Source organism: Streptomyces sp. NPDC002564 (assembly GCF_042889645.1).
Classification (GTDB): Bacteria; Actinomycetota; Actinomycetes; order Streptomycetales; family Streptomycetaceae; genus Streptomyces.
In genome coordinates, this window is the sequence record NZ_JBIARE010000008.1 from 69851 (window position 1) to 91410 (window position 21560).

Consider the following 21560-nt stretch of genomic DNA (forward strand, 5'->3'; position numbering starts at 1 on the left):
GAGGTGGGGTACGGGGAATGAGCGTCGGCACGAGCAGAGCACCGGGAGTGCAGGACGCCGTCCGTGCTCGCGCGGACCACGGCGGTCCCGGTGACCTCGGCGGCCTCGGACTCGACCCCGACGAGCTGCCCGACGGCCTCGTCGTCGCGGACGAGACGGGCCACGTCATCTGCTTCAACGCGGCGGCGGTGCGGATCACCGCGGTCGCCGCGGCCGACGCGCTCGGCACCCCCCTGGAGCACGCGCTCCCCTTAGAGGACCTCGAAGGCCGCCGCTGGTGGCAGCTGACCGACCCCTATGGCGGCCTCGCCATCCGCGTCGCCCAGCCCGAGCGCAATCTGCTGCTCCCCGGCGGCCGCGAGGTCCTCGTCTCCGCCCGCTACGTGCGCACCACCCGCACCGGGCCCGTGCGCCGCGTCGTCGTCTCCCTGCGCGACACCGAGGCCCGCCGCCGCACCGAGCGCAGCCACGCCGAGCTGATCGCCACGGTCGCCCACGAGCTCCGCTCGCCGCTCACCTCCGTCAAGGGCTTCACGGCGACCCTGCTCGCCAAATGGGAGCGGTTCACCGACGACCAGAAGAAACTCATGCTGGAGACCGTCGACGCCGACGCCAACCGCGTCACCCGGCTGATCGCCGAGCTCCTGGACATCTCCCGCATCGACTCGGGCCGCCTGGAGCTGCGCCGCCAGCCCGTCGACATCGGCGCCGCCGTCGGCCGGCACATCCAGGCGCACGTCGCCGCGGGCCAGGACGCCGACCGCTTCCTCGCCCGGGTCCAGCAGCCGCTGCCGGACTGCTGGGCGGACCCCGACAAGATCGACCAGGTGCTCAGCAACCTGCTGGAAAATGCGGTGCGGCACGGCGAGGGAACCGTCACCATCGAGGTGGCGCCCTCCGCGTCGCCGCGCGAGCGGGGCGGCGCCGAGACCGCCGTGACCGTGAGCGACGAGGGCAGCGGCATTCCGGAGGAATCGATGGGCCGCGTCTTCACCCGCTTCTGGCGGGGCAGCAAGCGCGGCGGGACGGGACTGGGGCTGTACATCGTGAAAGGCATCGTGGAGGCGCACGGCGGGACGATCACCGTCGGCCGCGCACCCGGCGGCGGCGCCCAGTTCCGATTTACGTTGCCCGTGGGGGCTCCGGCGTATCTCCAGTGATCACGCCCCGAGCGGCCCGCGGGCTCATTCGTCCACCGCAGCCCCGTTAGACTCGGTCGTTGGCACTTTGTGTCCCCACACCTGGGACAGCTTGTCTCCGAGTCGTTGACGGGGACCCATCCGCCAGCCAACCGGAAGCACGGGAAGAGATGTCGGCACCGAACAAGTCGTACGACCCTGTTGAGGTCGAGGCACTGAAACCTGAAGAGATCGAGCGCATGCGGGACGAGGCGCTCGCCGCCTTCGCGGCCGCGGACTCCCTCGACACGCTCCAGGAGGCCAAGGTCGCGCACACCGGCGGCACCTCGCCGCTGGCCCTGGCCAACCGCGAGATCGGCGCGCTGCCCCCGCAGGCCAAGGCCGAGGCGGGCAAGCGCGTCGGCATGGCGCGCGGCGCCGTGAGCAAGGCGCTGGCCGCCCGCCAGAGCGAGCTCGAGGCCGAGCGCGACGCCCGCGTCCTGGTCGAGGAGGCGGTGGACGTCACGCTGCCGTACGACCGCACGCCCGCCGGTGCCCGCCACCCGCTGACCACGATGATGGAGCGCGTCGCCGACGTCTTCGTCTCGATGGGCTACGAGGTCGCCGAGGGCCCCGAGGTCGAGGCCGAGTGGTTCAACTTCGACGCGCTCAACTTCACGCCCGACCACCCGGCCCGCCAGATGCAGGACACCTTCTTCGTCCAGGGCCCGGACGGCACCGACGCCGGGAGCGAGTCCGGGGTCGTGCTGCGCACCCACACCTCCCCGGTGCAGGCCCGCGCGCTCCTCGAACGCCGCGAGCCGCCGGTCTACGTCGTCTGCCCCGGCCGCGTCTACCGCACGGACGAGCTCGACGCGACGCACACCCCGGTCTTCCACCAGATCGAACTGCTCGCCGTCGACGAGGGCCTCACCATGGCCGACCTCAAGGGCACCCTGGACCACATGGTCCAGTCGCTCTTCGGCCCGGACATGAAGACCCGCCTGCGGCCGCACTACTTCCCGTTCACCGAGCCGTCCGCCGAGATGGACATGGTCTGCTACGTGTGCCGCGGCGAGTCCGTCGGCAACCCCGACCGCCCCTGCCGCACCTGCGGCAGCGAGGGCTGGATCGAGCTCGGCGGCTGCGGCATGGTCAACCCGAAGGTCCTCACGGCCTGCGGCGTCGACCCCCAGAAGTACAGCGGATTCGCCTTCGGGTTCGGCATCGAACGGATGCTGATGTTCCGCCACAACGTCGAAGACATGCGAGACATGGTCGAGGGTGACATCCGGTTCACCCGGCCGTTCGGGATGGAGATCTGATGCGGGTCCCGCTTTCCTGGCTGCGGGAGTACGTCGACCTCCCCGCCACCGAGACCGGCCGTGACGTGCAGGCCAAGCTGATCGACGTCGGCCTGGAGGTCGAGACCGTCGAGCAGCTCGGCGCCGGCCTCAGGGGCCCGCTCGTCGTGGGCAAGGTCCTCACCATCGAGGAGCTGGAGGGCTTCAAGAAGCCCATCCGCTTCTGCACCGTCGACGTCGGCACCGCCAACGGCACCGGCGAGCCGCAGGAGATCGTCTGCGGCGCCCGGAACTTCCGGGTCGGCGACAAGGTCGTCGTGGTCCTGCCCGGCGCGGTCCTGCCCGGCGACTTCGCCATCGCCGCCCGCAAGACGTACGGCAGGACCTCGCACGGCATGATCTGCTCCGGCGACGAGCTCGGCATGGGCGACGACGGTTCCGGCGGCATCATCGTCCTGCCCCCCGAGCACGAGGCGGGCACCGACGCCATCGAGCTCCTGGAGCTCGTCGACGAGGTCCTGGACATCGCCGTCACGCCCGACCGCGGCTACGCGCTCTCGATGCGCGGCGTCGCCCGCGAGACCGCCACCGCCTACGGCCTGCCGCTGCGCGACCCGGCGCTCCTGGACGTGCCCGCGCCGAACTCCTTCGGCTACCCGGTCAAGGTCGCCGACCCGCTCGGCTGCGACCGCTTCACCGCGCGCACCGTCACCGGCCTGCAGCCCGAGGCCCGCTCCCCGATCTGGCTGCGCCGCCGCCTGCAGAAGGTCGGCATGCGCCCGATCTCGCTCGCCGTCGACATCACCAACTACGTGATGATGGAGCTCGGCCAGCCCCTGCACGCGTACGACCGTTCCCGCGTCCAGGGCACGATCGGCGTGCGCCGGGCCGAGCAGGGCGAGAAGCTCACCACCCTCGACGGCGCCCAGCGCGTGCTGGACGCAGAGGACCTGGTCATCACCGACGACCGCGGCCCCATCGGCCTCGCGGGCGTCATGGGCGGCGCGAACACCGAGATCGCCGACTCCGTGACCGACCCGGAGACCGGCGTGGTCCGCGGCACCACCGAGGTGGTCGTCGAGGCCGCGCACTTCGACGCGCTCTCGATCGCCCGCACCGCGCGCCGCCACAAGCTGGGCTCCGAGGCGTCCCGGCGCTTCGAGCGCGGTGTCGACCCGCAGGCCGCGTCGGCCGCCGCGCAGCGCACCGTCGACCTGCTCGTGCTCCTGGCGGGCGGCAGCGCCGAGGCCGGGGTCACCGAGGTCATCGCGCCGACCGCGCCGCGCACGATCACGATGCCCGCGGACCACCCGGACAAGGTCGCCGGCGTGGCCTACGGCCGCGAGACCGTCGTGCGCCGCCTCCAGCAGGTCGGCTGCGACGTCTACGGCCAGGACGACCTGACCGTCACCGTCCCGTCGTGGCGCCCCGACCTCGCCGAGCCGAACGACCTCGCCGAAGAGGTCATCCGCCTGGAGGGGTACGAGAACCTGCCCTCGACGCTGCCCAAGCCCCCCGCGGGCCGCGGCCTGACCGACCGGCAGCGGCTGCACCGCCGCGTCGGCCGCGCGCTGGCCGGCGCCGGGTACGTCGAGGCACCCAGCTACCCCTTCGTCGGCGAGACCGTCTTCGACCAGCTCGGCCTGGCCGCGGACGACCCCGACCGCCGGGTGGTCAAGCTCGTCAACCCGCTGTCCGACGAGGAGCCCGCGCTGCGCACCACGCTGCTGCCGGGGCTGCTCGCCGCCCTGCGCCGCAACGACGGCCGCGGCTCGCACGACCTGGCGCTCTTCGAGACCGGCCTGGTCTTCCACCCCCGCGAGGAGCTCACGGTCGCCGGGCGGCTGCCCGTCGACCGGCGCCCCTCCGACGAGGAGATCGCCTCCCTCACCGCGGCGCTGCCCGTCCAGCCCCGGCACGCCGCCGTCGTCCTCGCGGGCGCCCGCGAGCAGGCCGGCTGGTGGGGCAAGGGCCGTCCGGCCGACTGGGCCGACGCCGTCGAGTCCGCGCGGAGCATCGCCCGCGAGGCCGGTGTCGAGCTGATCACCGACCAGGGGCAGTACGGCCCGTGGCACCCCGGCCGCTGCGCCGAGCTGAAGGTGGTCCGCGACGGCGGGATCGTCACCGTCGGCCACGCCGGTGAGCTGCACCCGCGCGTCGTCAAGGCGTTCGGCGTGCCCGCCCGCACCTGTGCGATGGAGCTGGACCTGGACCTGCTGGAGTCGGCGCGCGAGGGCGGCGTCCAGGCGCCGCGCATCTCGACCTTCCCGGTGGCCACCCAGGACGTCGCCCTCGTGGTCGACGCCGAGGTCCCGGCCGCCGTCGTCGAGTACTACCTGCGCGGTGGCGCGGGCGACCTGCTCGAGTCCATCCGGCTGTTCGACGTCTTCGAGGGCGAGCAGGTCGGCGCGGGCAAGAAGTCCCTGGCGTACGCGCTGCGTTTTCGCGCGAGCGACCGCACGCTGACCGTCGACGAGGCCTCCGCGGCCCGTGACGCGGCCGTCGCCCTGGCGGCCGAGCGGACCGGCGCGGTGCTGCGCGGAGCGTAGTCACCGCCCGTAGCCGCCACCAGGCGCACAGGGGGCGCAAAGAGGGGCTTATCCGGACCACCGGATAAGCCCCTCACTCGTTTGAGTGACAAGGGGCGGCGGCATGGCCCGATCGGTCCATGCGGTCGACAGAATCGATCCGGCCGTAAGGGGCCGGCGCTCGCTGCACGTTGCACAGGGCCTAGGGGGACCGACGGCATGATCGGTATCAAGGCGGGGACGCCCCGCCGGTCGGCACCCGGAGCCAGGCGCCGCGGCGGCCGGTCCCGGCGGATCACCCGCATACTTCCCCGGGTGCTGCGCCGCGGGCGGTGCCCCCGCGGCCGGGGCCCGTCCACGCTGGGCCTGCCCACGATGTGGGGCGCCGTCGCGATCACGTACAAGCTCGCCTGCCCGCTGGCGCAGCAGGACGGCCTGGGGGCGCGGATCGTCAGCAGTGCCGTCTTCTTCGCGGTCGGCACCGGGCTCATCCTGCACGTCCGCCGGGCGCTGCTGCGGGAGTTGCGGCAGGCGCGCGAGGTCGCGGGCGCCGCGCAGAACGTCCTCCTGCGGCCGCTGCCGCCCCGCGTCGAGGGGCTCGCGCTCGCCGCCGGACGGCTCTCCGCCTCGCGCGGCGCCTCCGTGGGCGGGGACCTGTACGAGGTGATGGCCACCGAGCACGGCGTGCGCGTGGTCATGGGGGACGTGCGCGGGCACGGGCTCGCCGCCATCGGGACCGTCGCCGCCGTCCTCGGCAGCTTCCGCGAGGCCGCCCACGACGAGCCCGAACTCCCCCTGGTGCTGCGGCGGTTGGAGCGGGCGCTGGGGCGGCACCTGCGGGAGAAGGCGCGCGCCGAGCACCCGGCGGGCGGCGGCACGGCCCCGGAGGTCCCGCTGGCCGAGGAGTTCGTGACCGTCCTGCTCCTGGAGATCGGTCCGCGGGGCGACATCTCCGCGCTCAACTGCGGGCACCCCTGGCCGCACCTGCTCAGCGGGCCCGCCCGGCCCCTGACGGACCGTGAGCCGCTGCCGCCGCTCGGACCCTTCCCGCTCCCCGCGGACCTGTCCGTACTGCGCTGCGGGCGGCTGCTGCCCGGCGAGTCGCTGGTGCTGCACACGGACGGGATGGAGGACGCGCGGGATGCCGCGGGCGCCTTCTTCCCGCTGCGGGCGGAGCTCACCGAGGCCGCCCGGGCCGACCACACGGTGTCGCCGCAGGCCCTGATCCGGGCGGTCTACGCCCGACTGGTGCGGCACGCGGGCCGGTTGCCCTCCGACGACGCGGCGCTGCTCGTGCTGCGCAACGACCGGGCGAGGGTGCCCTGTCAGCAGGCCGGGCCGGGACGGTGTGCCCGTACCGGGAGTTGAGGCAGGAGGGCCGGCGGCCGAGGGGCCGCGGCGGCACGCGCCGCCCGCCCCGCCATGGAGTTGTCGGGCAGACGGCGGGACGGACGGCGCCGATGAGGGCCGCCGTACGGTAAGAGGGGGAGCCGGCGGCCCGGCCGGCCTCCTTCACTGATGAGGCACCTCAGTCAAGCGATCCCACACCCCATGCGGCAGAGCGCACACCCCCCGGATTCGGACACTCCGTTCACACCCCGTGTGAAGCGGGCTCCATTACGCTGAACAGCACCGAGCCACCGGAGGGCATCCATGCAGCCCAACACCCTGCTCGACGCGATTCTCGACGAAGCCGGCATCTCGCACGCGGGACTTGCCGCACATGTGAACCAGGCCGGTCGGTCCCGAGGTCTCGCGCTGCGCTACGAACACACCGCCGTCTCCCGCTGGTTGAAGGGCCAGCGGCCGCGCGGCCAGGTGCCCGACCTGATCTGCGAGGTGCTCGCCGCCCGGCTGAAGCGGTCGGTCACCCTCGACGACATCGGGCTCGGCCTGCCCGGGGTGCCCGCCGCCCGGGTCGGCTCGGCGGCCACCACGCTCTCCGGCTTCGTGGAGCGGGCCACCGCCCTGTGGCGCTCGGACGAACAGCAGCGCCCGCACCTGCTCGGCGCGCCCGCGGTCACCGGCACACCGGCCGTGATGCCCGTCTGGGAGTGGGAGAACCCGCCGGAGGACGTCGACGTGTCCCGGGGCGGCCGACACCCCGTCAGCACGGCGGACATCGAGATGATGCGCGCGGCCCGCGCCCACTACGAGCAGATGTACCGCAAGACCGGCGGCATCGCGACCCGCACCCGCATCGTCGGGTTCCTCAACGCCGAGGCCGCGCCCCTGCTGCGGGGCAGCTACACCGACGAGATGGGCCGCCAACTGCACCGCTCCACGGGCGGGTTGGTGGCGATAGCCGGGATCTGCGCCTACGACTCCGACGCGCACGGTCTGGCCCAGCGCTACTTCCACCAGGCGCTGCGGCTGGCCAAGGCCAGCGGCGACCGGGGGCTCGGCGGCTACGTCATCGCGCTGCTCGTCAACCAGTCGCTGTTCATGCGCGAGTACCGCCAGGCCGTGGCGTTCGCCGAGGCGGCGCTGCGGGCCGCGGGGCGCGACCTCACCCCGGCGCTCGCCTCCGATCTGTACGCGATGCAGGCCAAGGCGTACGCGCACCTGGGCGACGGGAGGAGCGCGCTGTCCTGCATCCGGCGTGCGGAGGCCGCGGCCGACCGTATCCTGCGCGGCCGCGAGCCGGACGAGACCGGCTATGTCCAGCCCGGCCTCGTCAACGTGCAAGTGGCGGAGGCGCTGCTCAGCCTCGGCGATCTGGCCAGCGCCCGCGAGCACGCCGCGGCGGCCGTGGACACTCCGGCGCACGACCGGGGCCGGGTGCACCGGCTCGCGATGCTCAGCCAGATCGAGATTCGCCAGGGCAACACCGACGAGGCGGTGGCCACGGCGGTGGAAATGGCAGAACAGGCGCGGGGGATGGAGTCCCAGCGGCTGCGCGACCGGCTGCGCGCGGTGCGCGAGCATCTGGTCCGCAGCGACTGCGCGGGCACGGCCGAGGCGGCCGAGCTGATCGACGGGGCGCTGCGCGTCCCCCTGTGACGCGCTCGCGGCGCCCTCGCGCCGATTCCGTGCACACTCCGTCCTGAGCCGCGCACACGCTGCTCCGACGTTCGCCCTGCTGCGATATTGCCATCTACTCGTCGGAAGGTGGCAGAACCGTGCAGTGGACGAAACAGAGCGAACAAACTGTGTATGGAAACCGATGGTTCAGCGTCAACCTCGCAGATGTCGAACTGCCCGACGGCCGGCATCTGGACCACTTCCTCATCCGGCTGCGGCCCGTCGCCGTGGCCACCGTCGTCAACGAGGCCAACGAAGTGCTCCTGCTGTGGCGGCACCGCTTCATCACCGACAGCTGGGGCTGGGAACTCGCGGCAGGCGTCGTCGAGGACGGCGAGGACATCGCGTACGCGGCGGCACGCGAGATGGAGGAGGAGACCGGCTGGCGGCCGGGCCCGCTGCGGCACCTGATGAGCGTCGAGCCGTCCAACGGGCTCACCGACGCGCGGCACCACATCTACTGGTCCGACGAAGGGACGTACATCGGGCACCCCGAGGACGACTTCGAGTCGGACCGCCGTGAGTGGGTCCCGCTCAAACTGGTCCCCGACATGGTGGCCCGCGGGGAGGTGCCCGCCGCCAACATGGCGGCGGCGCTCCTCCTCCTCCACCATCTGCGCCTCGGCCAGGACGCGCGTTAGCTAATGGCCGATGGCCTGCCAGACCGCCACGGCGATGGCCGCGACCGCCGCGAGCGCGGCGATCGTGGGCAGTGGCCAGCGGGTGTTCTCTAGTGCGGCGAGCCGGGTCTCCATGGCCTCCACATTCTTGGCGGTCTGTTCGTCGTGCTGAGTGAGCAACGCCAGCCGTCCGTCGATGCGGGCGAAGCCCACATCCAGGCTGCGTCGTAACTCCGCTTGCTCTTCCGGGACCACGGCTATCTCGCCGTCGATGGTCACGAGTCCGCTCCTCTCTGTAATGGCGCGTCCCCCCTTTCATCCGCACAGAAAGTGAACTCGCGTGACGGGCAGGGCGGGAGAGTGTGCGATGGGCATATGCGAGCCTCCCGCGCACACGGTGTGTGAACGCCGCGGGCCCGGCACTCGCAGGAGTGCCGGGCCCGTCGGTACGGAGCGTGTTCGTACGGGGAGTGAATGCCCGCGGCCGCCGGGGCGGACGTGCTCGGGCGGAGGGTCTCAGGCGTAGGTGTAGAAGCCCGAGCCCGACTTCCGGCCGAGGCGGCCGGCGTCCACCATCCGCTGCAGCAGCGGGGGAGCGGCGTACAGCGGCTCCTTGTACTCCGCGTACATGGAGTCGGCGACCGAGGCGACCGTGTCCAGGCCGATCAGGTCGGAGAGCTTGAGCGGCCCCATCGGGTGGGCGCAGCCCATCTCCATGCCGTTGTCGATGTCCTCGCGGCTCGCGATGCCCGACTCGAACATCCGGATGGCGGAGAGCAGGTACGGGATCAGCAGGGCGTTGACGACGAAGCCCGAGCGGTCCTGGGCGCGGATCGCGTGCTTGCCGAGGATCTTCTCGACGACGGCCTGGGCGCGGCTGATGGTGCCCTCGGACGTGGTCAGCGCGGGGATCAGCTCGACGAGCTGCTGCACCGGCGCCGGGTTGAAGAAGTGGATGCCGATGACCTGGTCGGGACGCGAGGTCGCGACGGCCAGCTTCACCAGCGGGATGGAGGAGGTGTTCGAGGCGAGGATCGCGTCCTGCCGGGTCACCACCTGGTCGAGCACCTGGAAGATCTCGGTCTTGACCTGCTCGTTCTCCACCACGGCCTCGATGACCAGGTCACGGTCGGAGAACTCGCCGAGATCGGTGGTGAAGCTGAGCCGGGCCAGCGTCGCGTCGCGCTCCTCCTCGGAGATCTTGCCGCGCTCGGCGGCCTTGGAGAGCGAGTTGTACAGCCGTGTGCGGCCGATCTCCAGCGCCTCGCCGGTCGTCTCCGCGACCTTCACGTCCAGTCCGGAGCGGGCGCAGACCTCTGCGATTCCGGCGCCCATCTGGCCACAGCCCACCACTCCGACGCGTGCGATATCGGTCATGGAGTCGGTCACCTCGTGCCTTTCGCTGATCAACGGGGCCGGCAGGTCCCCCGTATGGTCCCGGTGCCTGCCTCGGCCGTGAACGTTACTCCGCAATGAGGGGTCCATGACGGGCCGGGTCGGGCATGCTGTCCGCAACCGGCAAGGGGTGCCGGTGCACAGCGAGCTCAGGGGGCATGCAGATGAGGCGTATGTCACGTCGGGGTTTCTCGGTGGTGGCCGCGGCGACCGTCGCGGGCCTGGCGACCGCCGGGGACGCGGGAGCCGCTCCCGGCCGGCGCCCGAAGAAGGGCCGCGAGCTGCGCGGCATGTGGCTGGCGAGCGTGGCCAACCGGGACTGGCCGTCCCGGCCGGGGCTCCCGGCCGCGCAGCAGCGCAGCGAGCTCCTCGCGTTCCTCGACTCGGCCGCCGGGCGCCGGCTCAACGCGGTCGTCTTCCAGGTCAGACCGACCGCCGACGCGCTCTGGCCCTCGCCGTACGAGCCCTGGTCGGAGTTCCTCACCGGCGTCCAGGGCAAGGACCCGGGCTGGGACCCGCTCGGCACCGCCGTGCACGAGGCGCACCGCAGGGGCCTGGAGCTGCACGCGTGGTTCAACCCCTTCCGGATCGCGAACCACACCGACCCGTCCCGCCTGGTCGCCACGCACCCCGCGCGCGTGCACCCCGACTGGGTCGTGCCGTACGGCGGGAAGCTCTACTACAACCCCGGGCTGCCCGCGGTGCGGCGCTTCGTGCAGGACGCGATGCTGGACGCGGTGCGCCGCTACCCGATCGACGCGGTGCACTGGGACGACTACTTCTACCCGTATCCCGTCGCGGGCCAGGTCTTCGACGACGACGCCGCCTACGCGCAGTACGGCGGGGACTTCCCCGACCGGGCCTCCTGGCGGCGGGACAACATCGACCGGCTGGTGCGGGAGATGGCCCGCCGGGTGAAGAAGGCGCGCCCGCGCACCCAGTTCGGCATCAGCCCCTTCGCGGTCTGGCGCAACATCGCCACCGACCCGACCGGTTCGGACACCCGCGCCGGCGTACAGACCTACGACGACCTGTACGCGGACACGCGGGGCTGGGTGAAGAAGGGCTGGATCGACTACATCGTCCCGCAGGTGTACTGGAACATCGGCTTCCCCGCCGCGGACTACGCCAAGCTGATCCCGTGGTGGGACGACGTGGTGCGCGGCACGGGCGTGCGCCTCTACATCGGTGAGGCCCTGTACAAGGCGGGCGATCCGGCGCAGCCCGCCGCCTGGCAGGACCCGGCGGAGCTGTCCCGCCACCTCACGTACGCCGAGGGCTTCCGCGAGGTGCGCGGGCACGTCTACTTCTCGGCCAAGGAGGTCGGCGTCGACAAGATCGGCGCGATGGCCCGGGTGGTCGCCGACCACTACCAGGAGCCGGCGAAGCCACCGCGCTGACGGGACGTGCGCAACACGCCCTAGGCCGGGTCCTGGTGCCGTACGACGGTGTCGGGGCCCGGCGACATCAGCGTCTCGTGGCCGTCCTCGAAGCGGACGCGGTACGGCGGTCCGCCGTTCGCGCCCAGCACCTCGACGATCTGCGCGATCCGGTCGTGCTGCCCGACGATCCGGCCGTGCACCACCAGCTCGTCGCCTACGGTTGCCCGCATCTGGACTGCCCCCTCGTCCCGCTCCGCGGTCGCGATCTGTGGGCGCAAGTGTACGACGGGTGGCGGGAGTTGAGGCCTGCCCGGCGGGCAGCGGTCAGCCGCGGGAGCGTTGGGTGACCGCGATGCAGACCAGGACGGCGGCGGCCGTGAGCGGGGCCGCGACGGTGAGGTGCTCGCCGAGCAGGAAGACCGACCAGACCAGGGTCAGCAGCGGCTGGGCGAGCTGGAGCTGGCTGGCCTTGGGGACGCCGATCGCGGCCATGCCCCGGTACCAGACGACCAGGCCGAGGAACTGCGAGCCGATCGCGGAGTACAGCAGGCCCGCCGTGCTGTGCCCGGTGAGCGTGAAGGACTCGTGGGGCAGGGCCATGAGCGCGCCGACGATGTTGAGCGGCAGGCACAGGATCAGCGCCCAGCCGATGACCTGCCAGCCGGGCATCTCACGGGCCAGCCGGCCGCCCTCGGTGTAGCCGGCCGCGCAGATCAGCAGCGCGCCGAAGAGGTAGAGGTCGGCGGTGGTCAGGGCGCCGCCGCTCTGCTGCACGGTGAACGCGATCACCGCCGCGGCCCCGGTGAGCGCCGCGCCCCAGAAGGTGCGCGAGGGGCGGGCCCCGGTGCGCAGCGCCGAGAAGACGGCGGTCGTCAGGGGGAGCAGGCCCACGACCACCGCGGCGTGTGCGGTGGTGGAGGTCCGCAGGGCGAGGGTGGTGAGCAGCGGGAAGCCGAGGACGACCCCGGCGCCGACCACCACGAGCCCCGCCCAGTGCCGGCGGTGCGGGACCGCGACGCGCAGGGCGAGCAGGCAGCCGCCCGCGACGAGCGCGGCCAGGATCCCGCGCAGGGTCACGAAGCTCCAGGGGCCGATGCCTTCGAGGCCCCACGCCGTGGCGGGGAAGGTGAGGGAGAAGGCGACGACGCCGAGGGCGGCCAGGGCGGTGCCGGCCCGGCGGGAGCCGAACCGGGCGGGCGCGGTGCCGTGCTCCTCGCGCGCGCCGGGGCCGGGGGGCGGTGTCGCCGCGGCGGTGGTGACCGCTATCCGGCTGGGGAGAGTAGCGCTATCCTGTGCTGTCATGCATGACAGTAGCAGTGTGAACGACCTGGCGAAAAGCCTGCGCGACGAGCTCGATCGCTACTCCCCGGGTGGAAAGCTGCCGTCGAGTCGGGCTTTGGTCGAGCGGTTCAGGGTGAGCCCGGTGACGGTGTCGCGGGCCCTGGGCCAGTTGGCCGCCGAGGGGCTCGTCGTCACCCGGCCCGGCGCCGGGGTCTTCCGCGCCGACGCGACGGCGCCCGCGGTGCCCGCCGGGGACACCTCCTGGCAGGAGGTGTCGCTGAGCGCCGACGCCACCGCGGACGTGGTGCCCCGCTCGGTCGACGCCTCCGGCGTCCTCGCCACGCTCGCCGCGCCGCCGCCCGGCGTCATCGAGTTCAACGGCGGCTATCTGGACCCGGCGCTGCAGCCCGAGCGGGCGATGGCGTCCGCCCTGGCGCGGGCGGGACGGCGGCCCGGGGCGTGGGGGCGGCCGCCGCTCGACGGCCTGCCCGAACTGCGCGAGTGGTTCGCCCGGGGGATCGGCGGCGCGATCACGGCCGCCGAGGTGCTCATCACGGCGGGCGGCCAGAGCGCCCTGACGACGGCGCTGCGGGCGCTCGCCCCGCCCGGCGCGCCGATCCTCGTCGAGTCCCCGACCTACCCCGGGATGCTGGCCATCGCCCGTGCGGCGGGGCTGCGGCCGGTGCCCGTGCCGGTCGACACCGACGGGGTCCGCCCCCAGCTCCTCGCGGCGGCCTTCCGGGCGACGGGCGCCCGGGTCTTCGTCTGCCAGCCGCTCTTCCAGAACCCGACCGGCGCCGTGCTGTCCGCCGAGCGGCGCCCGGAGGTCCTGCGGATCGCCCGGGAGGCGGGGGCGTTCGTCGTCGAGGACGACTTCGTGCGCCGCCTGGTCCACGAGGACGCGGGCCCGCTGCCCCGCCCGCTCTCCGCCGACGACCACGACGGCGTCGTCGTCCACGTCTGCTCGCTCACCAAGGCCACCTCGCCGAGCTTCCGGGTCAGCGCGCTCGCCGCCCGCGGCCCGGTCCTGGAGCGGCTGCGCGCCATCCTGGTCGTCGACCACTTCTTCGTGCCCCGGCCGCTGCAGGAAGCGGCGCTCGAACTGGTCGGGTCCCCGGCCTGGCCGCGCCATCTGCGGGGGGTGGCGGGCGCGCTGAAGGAGCGCAGGGACACCATGACGGCCGCCCTGCGGCTGCGCCTGCCCGAGCTCGCGGTGCCGCACGTCCCGGCGGGCGGCTACAACCTGTGGCTGCGGCTGCCGGACGGCGCGGACGAGTCCGCGTTCGCCTCGGCCGCGCTGCGCGCCGGGGTCGCCGTCGCGCCCGGCCGCGCGTACTTCGCGGCCGAACCGCCCGCGGGCCACGTCCGCCTGAGCTTCGCCGCGGTCGCCGGGACGGGGGAGATCACCGAGGGCGTCCGCAGGCTGCGCGCGGCCTGCGACGAGGTGCTGTGACGCGCCGGCGCGCCCGTCCCACCCCGTGAAAACGGCTCGCCCCGGCGCCCCGGCGTCTGGGAGGGTCGCCGCCATGAACGAAAGCGCCCCGCAGCTCACCGAAAGCACCGCCGACACCGAGGTCCCGGACGGCTACGAGATCTCCGCCGACCCGGCGCGCATCGACGCCGCCCGCGTCCACCACTGGCTCTCCACCGACGCGTACTGGGCGCTCGGCCGCACCCGCGAGAAGCAGGACGCGGCGATCGCCGGATCGCTCAACTTCGGTGTGTACGACCGGACGTCGGGCGACCAGGTCGCCTACGCGCGCGTGGTGACCGACCGGGCGACCTTCGCCTGGCTCTGTGACGTGTACGTGGCGCGCGAGGCGCGGGGCAAGGGACTCGGCACCGCGCTCGTCGGCACGGTCTGCGCGCACCTGGACGCCTTCGGCGTGCGCAGGACGCTCCTGGCGACCGGCGACGCGCACGGCGTCTACGAGAAGCTCGACTTCGCGGCGCTCCAGGACCCGGCGAAGTGGATGGCCCGCGGCCGCCAGTGAGCGGGACGGCCCGGCACGGGGCGCACGTGAGCCGCCGCATGCCTCGGGCGTGACCTCGACCTGCGCGCCCGTGACCCTCAGCCGGTACGGCGCTCGCCGGAGCCTGCCGCTCGATCCCGCCGGTACTCCGTGACGAGCAGCAGGTCCTTGGCGGGCCCGCCGACCCGCCACCGGGTGCGCCAGTGGTCCGCGTCGAACACCTCGAACTCGCCGCGGTAGAGGTCGCGCACGCAGAGGTGGTCCGTCGTCCAGTGGCCCGTGCGCAGGTCGAGGTCGTGGAAGAAGCGGCCGTCGGCGAACTCCACGCGGGCGGTGGCGTCGTCCGCGCCGGGCCCGCCCGGCAAAAAGCGCAGCGTGCGCTCGGCGGCCCTCGCGGCGCCGTGCCAGGTGAAGGTGCCGGACTCCTGGTGGAGCAGACCGCCGAGGTCCGGTGCGGGCAGCGGCGTGAAGAGCGTCGTACCGGCGAAGCGCCCCTCGGAGCCGTCCGCGAGGTCACGGACGGTCCGCTCGACGTGCCAGGCGCCCGCGAGGTGGGCCAGGACCCGCGGCACGGGCAGGTGGTCCGGGGAGGGCGCCCCGGACCCGGGGGCCGCGGGCGTGGCGGGGTCGGCGTTCCGGGCGCTTTGAGGGTTGTCAGCGTTCCCGGGGTTCCCGGTGTGCAGTGCGTACGCGTCGGGCGAGGACATACCCGCAGGCTAGCGAGGTCGTGGACGCTCGTCGCGGGCCGGGCCTGCCAGTGGTCCACGGCCGCCGGGCTGCGCTCGTCGACGGGGGCGGTACGGGGGTGAAGCGGGGGCGGTACGGCGGCGGTACGGGGGTTGTCCCCAGGGTGGATCGGCCCGGTGGCCCGATGGTCCGCGGGCGCGCCGGTTCCTAGCGTGGTGATCGACTTCCCCGGCCGCGGGCCGGGCCTTTCGGAGCAAGGAGCACGATGCGTGTCACCTCCGCAGTCGCCGTGAGTCCGGGCCTGGCCGGGCCCTTCGCGGGCGGCGCGTCCGCAGCCGACCGTCCCGGGGCGCCCACCACGCCGCAGGCGGGACCGAGTCGGGCCGACGGCACTGGCGCCCCGCCCCGTGCCGGGCGTACCCCTGAGCCGGAGGAGGTCCGATGAACGGGTTCAGCAGACGGGCCGGCCTGACGGCCACCGCGGCGGCCGTGCTCACCGGCGCGGCCCAGACCCCCGCCCCGGCCGCCCCGGCACGCTCCGCGCGGGGCCGCGCCCTCCAGCGCGACGTCGAGGCGATCGTCGCCACGGGGGCGAGCGGCGTGGTCGCCGAGGTGAGCGGCGCGCACGGCCGCAGCACCGCCCGCGCGGGCGTCGCCGACCTCGCGGGCCGGGAGCCCGTGCCGTGGGACGCGTACTACCGCATCGGCAGCGACACCAAGACGTTCATCGCGACCGTCGTCCTCCAACTCGTCGGCGAGGGACGGCTGAAGCTGACCGACACCGTCGAGCGGTGGCTGCCGGGCGCGGTGCGCGGTCACGGCAACGACGGCCGCCGCATCACCGTGACCAACCTGCTGCGCCAGACCAGCGGTCTGCACGACTACATCGCCACGCAGGTCGACGACTTCACCCCCGAGGGCTACCGCCGCAACCGCTTCCGCGCGCAGACACCGGACGAACAGCTCACCGCGGCCCTCGGCACGGCGCCGCAGTGGCTGCCCGACGCCCACGACCCGGCGGGGGAGCGGCGCTGGGGGTACTCCAACACCAACTACGTCCTGGCCGGGATGGTCGTGGAGGCGGTCACCGGGCACCCCTGGGCCCAGGAGGTGCACGAGCGGATCATCGAACCGCTCGGCCTGCGGCACACCTTCACGCCGGGCACGTCCGCATACGTACCCTCGCCGACCGCCACCGGATACACCTGCTTCCCCGGCGAGACCCGCCCCACCGAGACCACTCTGGGCTTCGGCGGCGGCGCGGACGGCGCACTGGTCTCGACGACGCGTGACCACGGCGTCTTCCTGCGTGCCCTGCTCGGCGGGCGCCTGCTGCGCCCCGCGCAGCTCGCGGCGATGCGGCGGACCGTCCCCGTGACGGACTGGATCCCGGCCGCCGGGGTCCGCTACGGCCTGGGCATCGCCTGGCGCCCCGTCGCCGGGCGGCCGGACGGCGTCTGGTTCCACGGGGGCACCAGTCTCGGCTGCGTGAGCGGGGGCGGGGTGACCCCCGACGGCGCGACGTCCGTCACCGGCGCGGTCTTCACCCTGCGCCTGGACGACGCCGGGACGCACGAGGCGCAGGCGCGGGCGGTGCTGCGGATGGTCGACGCGGCGCTCGGCGCCGGTGCGCCGGGCGGGCGCGCGCGTCGGGGCTGAGGCGGGCCGCGGACGGTGCCCGCCGCTCAGCCGCGGGGGGCCGGGACTGCGGGCGGGGGCGTCGGCGCGCGGCGCGGGAGCCGGGTCGCCGCCACGGCGCCCACGGCCGCGACCACCGCGAGGACCGTCAGCGTCGGCGCCATCGCGGAGAGGAACGCGGCGTGCGGCCCTCCGTGCCGCGGCGGGTGCGGGCCGGGCGTGAAGGCCGTCATCAGGGTGGTCGCCGCGGCGATGCCCACCGTCGGACCGACGTTCATCGCGGTCTGCTGCAGCCCGCCCGCCACCCCCGCGTCGGCCACCGGCGCATGACGGACGACGACGGCCGTCGCGGCCACCATCACCGTGCCGAACCCGGCGCCGACGAGCAGGAACGCGCCGCCGGTCGCCGCGGGACCGGAGCCCGGGCCGAGGCGGGACAGGGCCAGCACCCCGAGCGCGAGCACCGCCATCGCCGTCGTGATCGTGCGCCGCGGGCCCTGACGGCGCAGCAGCACCGCCGACAGCGGCGCGCCCACCACCATCGCGGCCGCCAGCGGCAGCGCCCGCAGCGCGCCGTCCAGCGGGTCGAGCGCCAGCACGTCCTGGAGGAAGTACGTCGCGACGAAGAGGGCACCGAACATCGCCGCGGACGCCGCGACCAGGATGCCCAGCGCGGGCCCCACCGCGGGCGAGGCCAGCAGCCGGGGCGGCACCAGCGGACTCGCCGCCCGCCGCTCGTGCCGCACGAACGCGGCGCCCGCCACCAGCGCCGCCGACGCCCCTGCGACGGTCACGGCGTTCCAGCCCCGGTCCGGCACGGCGACCAGCGTGTGCACGAGGCAGGCGAGCGCCACCGCGAGCAGCCCGGCGCCGGGCAGGTCGAGCCCGCGGGCGGCGCCGGGCGGCCCCGCCGCCGGCACCCGGACCGCCAGCGCCAGCACGCCGATCGCGAGCGCGGGCAGCACGCTGAGGAAGAACACCGAGCGCCAGCCCAGGTGCGTGGCGAGCGCCCCGCCGAGGACCGGGCCCGCCGCGGCGGCCAGGCCGATGGCGCTCGTACGCAGTGCGATCGGCCGCCCCAGCCGGTCCGCCGGGTACACAGCCCGCAGCATGCCGAGCGTCGCGGGCTGCAGCAGCGCCCCGAAGACCCCCTGGGCGACGCGCAGCGCGACGACCGCGCCGATCCCCGACGCGCATCCGATCCCCGCCGACGCGGCGGCGAACCCGAACGTCCCGAGGGCGAAGACCCGGCGGTGGCCGTACCGGTCGCCGAGCCGTCCGGCGAAGACGAGCAGGCTCGCCACGGCGATCAGATAGCCGGTGCTCGTCCACTGCACCTGTGTGAACGAGGCGTCCAGGTCGCGCTGCAGGGCGGGCTGGACGACGGTCAACACGGTGCCGTCCAGCGCGACGACCATGGCACCGACGACGCTGCAGGCCAGGGTGAGGCGCCGCTGGACCGCGTCCGCGGGTGTCCCGGGCGCGGTCCGTGGCCCGGCCGCTCCCGGCGTTCCGGCCGCTTCCGGTGCTCCGGCCGCCCCCGGCGGCGCGGCCCTCACGCGTCCGCCGGACCGAGGTGCGCGGTGAGCGCCGCGTCGAGCAGCGCCTCGACGTCCTCGGCGCCGGTGGCCAGGCGCAGGCTGCCCCAGCCCCACAGCTGGGCGATCCCGTGCAGGTTCGCCCACAGGGCGCCCGCGACGATGCGGGGCGCTGTGCCGGACGCCGGGCGGGCCTCGGCGACGAGTCCGACCAGGACGTCGAAGAGGGGCAGGCTGGTGTCGCGCAGGCCGAGCCGGTTGCTCTCCAGCAGGTCGTGCCGGAACATCAGCTCGAACATCCCGCGGTGGGCCGCGGCGAAGCCGAGATAGGCACGGCTCAGCGCCTTGAGCCGCGCCCGCGCGTCCGGCCCGCGTTCGCGCCCGTCCCGGTCCGCGTCCTGTGCGCCTTCCCGCCCCTCCCGGTCCGCGTCCTCTGCACCGTCCCGCCCGTCCCGGTCCGTGCCCTCGCCGACCGCCCCGCCGACCGCCTCGCCCGCCACCGCGGCCAGCTCGGCGAAGCCCCGCCGCGCGATGGCCGAGAGCAGCTCCCCGTGGGTGGGGAAGTGGCGCCGGGGCGCCCCGTGCGAGACCCCCGCCCTGCGGGCGATCTCCCGCAGGGTCAGCGCCTGCACGCCCTCGGCCGTCACCAGCTCGACGCCCACGTCCACCAGCCGGGCCCGCAGCCCGGCGTCCAGTTCGCTCATAGACACTGTCTACTACATCGCGTAGACAGTGTCTACGAAGAACGGGACCCCCAGGGCCCTGTCCGTAAGGGGGGAGGTACGAGATATCTTGATGTCGAGCAATGTTGCAGACGCGGAGCGGAGCACCCGGTGACTGACTCGACCATCATCTACACCCACACTGACGAGGCCCCGGCCCTGGCGACCCATTCGTTCTTGCCGGTGGTCCAGGCCTACGCCTCGACGGCCGGTGTCGGCGTGGAGACCCGCGACATCTCGCTCGCGGGGCGCATCATCGCGAGCTTCCCCGAGCGTCTTCAGGAGAGCCAGCGCATCTCCGACGCCCTCGCCGAGCTCGGCGAGCTGGCGAAGACGCCCGGGGCGAACATCATCAAGCTGCCGAACATCTCGGCGTCCATCCCGCAGCTCAAGGCCGCGGTCGCCGAGCTGCAGGGCCAGGGCTACGCGCTCCCCGACTACCCGGACGACCCCAAGACCGACGAGGAGCGCGACGTCCGCGCCCGTTACGACAAGGTCAAGGGCAGCGCCGTCAACCCGGTCCTGCGCGAGGGCAACTCCGACCGCCGCGCCCCCGCGTCGGTCAAGAACTACGCCAAGGCCCACCCGCACCGCATGGGCGCCTGGACGGCCGACTCGAAGACGAACGTCGCCACCATGGGCGAGAACGACTTCCGCTCCACCGAGAAGTCCGCGGTGATCTCCGAGGCCGGCTCGCTGCGCATCGAGCTCGTCGGCGACGACGGCTCCACCACCGTCCTGCGCGAGTCCGTACCGGTCCTCGAGGGCGAGGTCGTCGACGCCTCCGTGCTGCGCGTCGCCGTGCTGCGCGAGTTCCTCAAGGAGCAGGTCGCCCGCGCCAAGGCCGAGGGCGTGCTCTTCTCCGTGCACCTCAAGGCCACGATGATGAAGGTCTCCGACCCGATCATCTTCGGTCACGTGGTCCGCGCCTTCTTCCCGAAGACCTTCGCCGCGTACGGCGACGTCCTCGCCGGTGCCGGCCTGACCCCGAACGACGGTCTGGGCGGCATCTTCAAGGGCCTGGAGTCGCTCGCCGACGGCGAGAAGATCAAGGCGTCCTTCGAGGCCGAGCTGGCCGAGGGCCCCGAGCTCGCCATGGTCGACTCCGACAAGGGCATCACCAACCTGCACGTCCCGAGCGACGTCATCGTCGACGCCTCCATGCCGGCCATGATCCGCACCTCCGGCCACATGTGGGGCCCGGACGGCGACGAGCACGACACCCTCGCGGTCCTGCCGGACAGCAGCTACGCGGGCATCTACCAGGTCGTCATCGACGACTGCCGGGCCCACGGCGCGTACGACCCGTCGACGATGGGCTCGGTCCCGAACGTCGGTCTGATGGCGCAGAAGGCCGAGGAGTACGGCAGCCACGACAAGACCTTCGAGGTCCCCACCACCGGCACCGTCCGCGTGGTCGACGCCGCGGGCGACGCGGTCCTGGAGCAGACCGTCGCCGCCGGTGACATCTTCCGCATGTGCCAGACCAAGGACCTGCCGATCCAGGACTGGGTCAAGCTCGCCGTGACGCGCGCCCGCGCCACCGGCAACCCGGCCGTCTTCTGGCTCGACGACACCCGCGCCCACGACGCCGTGCTGATCGGCAAGGTCGAGCGCTACCTCGCCGACCACGACACCGACGGCCTGGACATCCGCATCATGTCGCCGGTCGACGCCACCGCGTTCTCCCTGGAGCGCATCCGCCGCGGCGAGGACACCATCTCGGTGACCGGCAACGTCCTGCGCGACTACCTCACCGACCTGTTCCCGATCCTGGAGCTGGGCACCAGCGCCAAGATGCTGTCGGTCGTCCCGCTGATGAACGGCGGCGGCCTCTTCGAGACGGGCGCGGGCGGCTCCGCCCCCAAGCACGTCCAGCAGCTGGTCAAGGAGAACTACCTGCGCTGGGACAGCCTGGGCGAGTTCCTCGCCCTCGCGGTCAGCTTCGAGCACCTCGCCACCAAGACGGGCAACGCGCGCGCCCAGGTGCTCGCCGACACCCTGGACCGCGCCACCGGCACGTTCCTGAACGAGAACAAGTCGCCGAGCCGCAAGCTCGGTGGCATCGACAACCGCGGCAGCCACTTCTACCTCGCCCTGTACTGGGCGCAGGAGCTGGCCAAGCAGACCGACGACGCCCAGCTCGCCGAGGCGTTCGCGGCCCTGGCCAAGACGCTGGCCGAGCAGGAGCAGACCATCGTCGACGAGCTCGTCGCGGTGCAGGGCTCCCCGGCCGACATCGGCGGCTACTTCCAGCCGGACGTGGCCAAGGCCTCCGCGGTCATGCGTCCGTCCGCGACGCTCAACCAGGCCCTGTCGATCCTGGGCTGATCCGCACCGGCACCCGCCG

Annotated in this window: 18 protein-coding genes; 11 read left to right on the forward strand and 7 right to left on the reverse strand. The window is 73.7% G+C overall.

Annotated elements, in window-relative coordinates; genetic code table 11:
• Nucleotides 1-17 precede the first annotated feature (17 nt).
• From ACFYXE_RS26900 to ACFYXE_RS26925, 6 genes are all read left to right on the forward strand, one after another.
• Nucleotides 18-1160 (forward strand): ATP-binding protein, encoded by a 1143-nt coding sequence (locus ACFYXE_RS26900; RefSeq protein WP_361181048.1) that lies wholly within the window; start codon nucleotides 18-20, stop codon nucleotides 1158-1160.
• Between the two features lie 149 nt (nucleotides 1161-1309).
• Nucleotides 1310-2443 (forward strand): phenylalanine--tRNA ligase subunit alpha, encoded by a 1134-nt coding sequence (gene pheS / locus ACFYXE_RS26905; protein ID WP_389316383.1) that lies wholly within the window; start codon nucleotides 1310-1312, stop codon nucleotides 2441-2443.
• Nucleotides 2443-4971: a phenylalanine--tRNA ligase subunit beta gene (gene pheT / locus ACFYXE_RS26910; protein WP_389316385.1), complete on the forward strand. Its 2529-nt coding sequence runs from the start codon at nucleotides 2443-2445 to the stop codon at nucleotides 4969-4971. Before pheS ends, pheT begins: the two co-directional genes overlap by 1 nt.
• 354 nt (nucleotides 4972-5325) lie before the next feature.
• Nucleotides 5326-6318, forward strand: coding sequence for a PP2C family protein-serine/threonine phosphatase (locus ACFYXE_RS26915; protein WP_389316820.1), 993 nt, complete (start codon nucleotides 5326-5328; stop codon nucleotides 6316-6318).
• Between the two features lie 285 nt (nucleotides 6319-6603).
• The gene (locus ACFYXE_RS26920) at nucleotides 6604-7953 is read left to right on the forward strand and encodes a transcriptional regulator (protein WP_389316387.1); all 1350 of its coding nucleotides are present in this window, start codon (nucleotides 6604-6606) and stop codon (nucleotides 7951-7953) included.
• Nucleotides 7954-8072: 119 nt separating this feature from the next.
• Complete coding sequence (locus ACFYXE_RS26925; protein WP_361180788.1) at nucleotides 8073-8615, forward strand: NUDIX hydrolase; 543 nt, start codon at nucleotides 8073-8075, stop codon at nucleotides 8613-8615.
• On the opposite strand, the gene ACFYXE_RS26930 is transcribed toward ACFYXE_RS26925, so the two are convergent.
• Together ACFYXE_RS26930 and ACFYXE_RS26935 are read right to left on the reverse strand one after the other, a co-directional pair.
• The gene (locus ACFYXE_RS26930; RefSeq protein WP_361180789.1) at nucleotides 8616-8873 is read right to left on the reverse strand and encodes a hypothetical protein; all 258 of its coding nucleotides are present in this window, start codon (nucleotides 8871-8873) and stop codon (nucleotides 8616-8618) included.
• Between the two features lie 237 nt (nucleotides 8874-9110).
• Complete coding sequence (locus ACFYXE_RS26935; RefSeq protein WP_361180790.1) at nucleotides 9111-9971, reverse strand: 3-hydroxybutyryl-CoA dehydrogenase; 861 nt, start codon at nucleotides 9969-9971, stop codon at nucleotides 9111-9113.
• A gap of 182 nt (nucleotides 9972-10153) precedes the next feature.
• Here ACFYXE_RS26935 and ACFYXE_RS26940 point away from each other — a divergent pair, with 182 nt between their 5' ends.
• Nucleotides 10154-11389, forward strand: a complete 1236-nt coding sequence (locus ACFYXE_RS26940) for a family 10 glycosylhydrolase (RefSeq protein WP_361180791.1) — start codon at nucleotides 10154-10156, stop codon at nucleotides 11387-11389.
• A 20-nt stretch (nucleotides 11390-11409) separates the two neighbouring features.
• Here the strand turns inward: ACFYXE_RS26940 and ACFYXE_RS26945 are convergent, their stop codons facing one another.
• Together ACFYXE_RS26945 and ACFYXE_RS26950 are read right to left on the reverse strand one after the other, a co-directional pair.
• Complete coding sequence (locus ACFYXE_RS26945) at nucleotides 11410-11601, reverse strand: DUF1918 domain-containing protein (RefSeq protein ID WP_361180792.1); 192 nt, start codon at nucleotides 11599-11601, stop codon at nucleotides 11410-11412.
• A gap of 94 nt (nucleotides 11602-11695) precedes the next feature.
• Entirely contained in the window at nucleotides 11696-12673 is a 978-nt protein-coding gene (locus ACFYXE_RS26950; protein WP_389316391.1) for a DMT family transporter, read from the reverse strand.
• Here ACFYXE_RS26950 and ACFYXE_RS26955 point away from each other — a divergent pair.
• Both ACFYXE_RS26955 and ACFYXE_RS26960 read left to right on the forward strand, forming a co-directional pair.
• The gene (locus tag ACFYXE_RS26955; RefSeq protein ID WP_389316393.1) at nucleotides 12672-14105 is read left to right on the forward strand and encodes a PLP-dependent aminotransferase family protein; all 1434 of its coding nucleotides are present in this window, start codon (nucleotides 12672-12674) and stop codon (nucleotides 14103-14105) included. The two genes, ACFYXE_RS26950 and ACFYXE_RS26955, sit on opposite strands and share 2 nt — an antisense overlap.
• A 73-nt stretch (nucleotides 14106-14178) precedes the next feature.
• Nucleotides 14179-14646 carry a GNAT family N-acetyltransferase gene (locus ACFYXE_RS26960; protein ID WP_389316395.1) on the forward strand — a complete coding sequence of 156 codons (468 nt, stop codon included), beginning with the start codon at nucleotides 14179-14181 and terminating at the stop codon, nucleotides 14644-14646.
• Between the two features lie 77 nt (nucleotides 14647-14723).
• Here ACFYXE_RS26960 and ACFYXE_RS26965 read toward each other — a convergent pair whose 3' ends face one another.
• A complete protein-coding gene (locus tag ACFYXE_RS26965; RefSeq protein ID WP_389316823.1) occupies nucleotides 14724-15203 on the reverse strand; it encodes a DUF6314 family protein in 480 nt (159 codons plus the stop codon).
• Nucleotides 15204-15753: 550 nt separating this feature from the next.
• Here ACFYXE_RS26965 and ACFYXE_RS26970 point away from each other — a divergent pair.
• Nucleotides 15754-16971, forward strand: coding sequence for a serine hydrolase domain-containing protein (locus ACFYXE_RS26970; protein WP_389316397.1), 1218 nt, complete (start codon nucleotides 15754-15756; stop codon nucleotides 16969-16971).
• A 26-nt stretch (nucleotides 16972-16997) separates the two neighbouring features.
• Here the strand turns inward: ACFYXE_RS26970 and ACFYXE_RS26975 are convergent, their stop codons facing one another.
• The gene (locus tag ACFYXE_RS26975) at nucleotides 16998-18368 is read right to left on the reverse strand and encodes an MFS transporter (protein WP_389316399.1); all 1371 of its coding nucleotides are present in this window, start codon (nucleotides 18366-18368) and stop codon (nucleotides 16998-17000) included.
• Between the two features lie 137 nt (nucleotides 18369-18505).
• A complete protein-coding gene (locus ACFYXE_RS26980) occupies nucleotides 18506-19192 on the reverse strand; it encodes a TetR/AcrR family transcriptional regulator (RefSeq protein ID WP_389316401.1) in 687 nt (228 codons plus the stop codon).
• Between the two features lie 129 nt (nucleotides 19193-19321).
• Between ACFYXE_RS26980 and ACFYXE_RS26985 the strand changes: the two genes are divergently transcribed.
• Nucleotides 19322-21541, forward strand: a complete 2220-nt coding sequence (locus ACFYXE_RS26985) for an NADP-dependent isocitrate dehydrogenase (RefSeq protein ID WP_389316403.1) — start codon at nucleotides 19322-19324, stop codon at nucleotides 21539-21541.
• Nucleotides 21542-21560: the final 19 nt, after the last annotated feature.